This is a genomic window from Bradyrhizobium nivariense (genome assembly GCF_029846695.2).
Taxonomy (GTDB): domain Bacteria; phylum Pseudomonadota; class Alphaproteobacteria; order Rhizobiales; family Xanthobacteraceae; genus Bradyrhizobium.
This window is the reverse complement of sequence record NZ_JARWCR020000159.1, coordinates 1-2,762: the sequence shown is the minus strand read 5'-3', so window position 1 is coordinate 2,762 and position 2,762 is coordinate 1. Positions and strand designations below refer to the sequence as shown.

Below are 2,762 nucleotides of genomic sequence, written 5' to 3'. Positions count from 1 at the left end.
ACGAACACATCGACCGCGCGAATAGAATTGCTCTCGTCGACCCAATCATCGAGGCATTCCGGCAACAGCGTCGTCTGCTGGCGATCCGCCCCTTGAACGAAACCCCGCATCACTTCCCCCGCCGATTTAGCAAGGAATCATAGCATCGACGGGGTTTTCACACAGCCTGGGCCAGAAGCGGAAGTGATCGCTTTAAACGGGGTAGCGCCATTTCAATGCGCGCCGCACGAACAAGAGCGCTGCTACCACAATCACCAGGACGACAAGATAGGCGGCAACAGCCCAACGCTCGTGTGGAAGGTAACCCGGAGCCAACATAAGCATCAATAGAACGCAAAGGAGCGCCGTTTGTGCGTAGAACAGCGGCGAGCGCAGCATTCCCGTCGGTTTCAGTTCCGCAAGCCGGTCGCCAGCACGCGTCGCATGACGGTAAATAAACACTAAGACTGCGAAGGCAACAATCCAGGCCATACAACCCAGTTAGCAGTTCAGGATTTAAGATCCCTCAACGTGCGGTGGAAAAGGCAACGTAACCAGCCTAACGTCTACTTCGGGTCCACAAGCGGTCCGCGACGGGCTGCGCGCCGCAGATCAACTATGGGCCGACAGCAGACTGAGCACCTGTCAGCGAATGACGATGCGTCAGCCAATAGTCGACCTGCCAATCCTCGTAGCCAAGCAACTCGCCGAAGCGCCGTTCGCGGCCGTCGGACCAGGCTCCAGGTTCGCTCAAGAGGGAAAGCATGGCATCAACCCGCCACTCGTGGCCCAGTAAGGCGTAGAAAAGCATCCGATATTGGAGTTGCGGCAGGTCAGCACATGGTTCAGTCACTTCGCGCATTATCAAGCGACCCAGAACAACATACCTGTCGAACATGCGCCAATACCGAATACAGACGCCTGCCTCATGACCAACGATATCCATGAGATATGCGAGGGCCTTCGTGCCCTTCAGCATTAGGCCGACGGGTTGGCTGAGGCCAGAAGGAGACATCAAATGAGTTCACGCATCTACGCTTCGCCGCGAGGGCCGACCAGTGGAACGGGAGGCCAATTGATGTACCACGGAAATGGCCGCCCGCAGTTTCAGCGCGGCTCTAATCAGCCAATCGGGGATTCCCACATAGCGAAATATTTCATCCTCGCCTTGGTCGTGACGCTCTTGGAAGCGCAGGTTTGAAAAGTAGTCATCATCGCCAACGCACCACTCCAGTGTGCGTGAATCTCCTCCTGCAGCGGCTCGCTGTGCGCGAACTTACCAACAAAATTCAGTTCTCGCCGAAGACAAATTGCCTCGATCCGCGAGCGCGCCCGTTCATCATCGTAGTTGATGCCCCAGCGGTCCAACCTTGCGTGAGTCGCTTCATGAACTATTGTGGATGCGATCCGTTCGAGCGTCGTTGTTTCTGGGAGAACAAAACGCTCGTCGATTACGCAGGCGCTCAGCAAGGGGTCGTAGTGTGCGAGAGCATTTGGGATTAAGCGCAGCCATATTCGTTCGAGGTTGTTGATAGTGCGGGCGTAATTAAGGAGATCATGGTCCTTGATCAGTCGGAGCGCGTCTTCAACGCGGCGCAAGCCGGGTTGTGGTTTCCTTTCCGTGCTTCCGACCCAAAGCCCGTCGACCGTTCGGCTCGTTGATACCCAGAGGGCAAATCTATCGATGGCGGGTACCTTCCGATGCGACTTCTTTGCGAGGGGTACGCCGCGCGAATTCCCTTGTGCTTTCAAATACTGCAAGCGCCAACCCTCGTCATCGCGTTGTTTGGTCTCGTCCGACAACCTTTAGGCGAGCCCTCTTTCGCGTTAGTTAGAGGGTTGTTTCAAATCGTATTGATCATCGGCTTCTGAAGACTGATCGCCTAATCATCAGCCGCTTCGCGTCACATGCCAACATCGCTGCGAGTCGCACGTCAGGCCTGACGTTACCCTCTCAAGCAGACATTCCAGATCTCTCGACTCTGCGGCGGCCGCCGTCCATTCTTGGCTGTCAGTCAGGCGGATGTGCCTCACATCTTGACGATCTCGGTGCGATATTTCGGCAGCAGGGCCGCGATCAGTTTTCCCTTCTCGGCCAGGTCTTCCGGGGTCGGCTTCGGCGGTGGCGATGTGCGGCCTTCGACGGGGAAACCGACCGCCAGAAAGAATTCATCCTGTCCTGCCGGCGTACACATGCAGAGCATGCGAGCCGTCTTGCCGGACAGGTTCTTAAACGCGTGCGGGGCGTTCGCTGGAACGTTGACGGTCGATCCCGCGCGTACGGTGTGCGACTTTCCGCGAAAAGTGAACTCGAGTTCGCCTTCGAGCAGCGAGAACATTTCCTCGAAGTCGTGGCGATGCGGCGGGGGGCCACCGCCGGCGGGCACCAGCATATCGACCAAGCAATAGCGTCCCGCGGTCTGCGCGCCCGACACCAGGATCGTGTAAGTGCCGCCCGCCACCGAGATATGCGGCACGCCGGCGCCGTCGGGATCGGCTACCGTCAGGACGCGACCAGGATCGTCGGCGGGGATCGAGGAAGCAGACGGAGCATTCGCAGGAGAGGTGTCGGTCATCTCGACCTCCGTGACCATGATTTTGAGGAGAGGCACCTTACCATCACAAGCGGTGTCTTTTTCGAGGCCGGATGTCCGCGTCGGGTCCAGGCTGTGTAAAAACTCCGTCGATGCTATGATTCTCTTGCTGAATCGCGGGGGGAATTGATGCGGGGTTTCGTTCAAGGGGTGGATCGCCAGCAGACGACGTTGCTGCCGGAATGCCTT

4 protein-coding genes are annotated in these 2,762 nt (G+C 57.7%); all 4 read right to left on the bottom strand.

Annotation, left to right across the window (positions count from 1 at the left end; genetic code table 11):
* Positions 1 to 192 precede the first annotated feature (192 nt).
* Positions 193 to 471, bottom strand: a complete 279-nt coding sequence (locus tag QCM77_RS45560; RefSeq protein WP_280097095.1) for a hypothetical protein — start codon at positions 469 to 471, stop codon at positions 193 to 195.
* Positions 472 to 595: 124 nt separating this feature from the next.
* The gene (locus tag QCM77_RS45555) at positions 596 to 925 is read right to left on the bottom strand and encodes a hypothetical protein (protein WP_279669500.1); all 330 of its coding nucleotides are present in this window, start codon (positions 923 to 925) and stop codon (positions 596 to 598) included.
* Positions 926 to 1,101: 176 nt separating this feature from the next.
* On the bottom strand, positions 1,102 to 1,782 hold the full coding sequence (locus QCM77_RS45550; RefSeq protein WP_279669501.1) for a hypothetical protein: 681 nt from the start codon (positions 1,780 to 1,782) through the stop codon (positions 1,102 to 1,104).
* A gap of 227 nt (positions 1,783 to 2,009) precedes the next feature.
* Positions 2,010 to 2,762 (bottom strand): cupin domain-containing protein (locus QCM77_RS45545; protein ID WP_279669502.1); only part of this gene is annotated, 753 nt, incomplete at its 5' end.

What these genes read in the sequence shown, in the direction of transcription:
- QCM77_RS45560 (WP_280097095.1), bottom strand. Translation starts at nt 471, where the DNA reads ATGGCCTGGATTGTTGCCTTCGCAGTCTTAGTGTTTATTTACCGTCAT.
- QCM77_RS45555 (WP_279669500.1), bottom strand. Translation starts at nt 925, where the DNA reads ATGGATATCGTTGGTCATGAGGCAGGCGTCTGTATTCGGTATTGGCGC.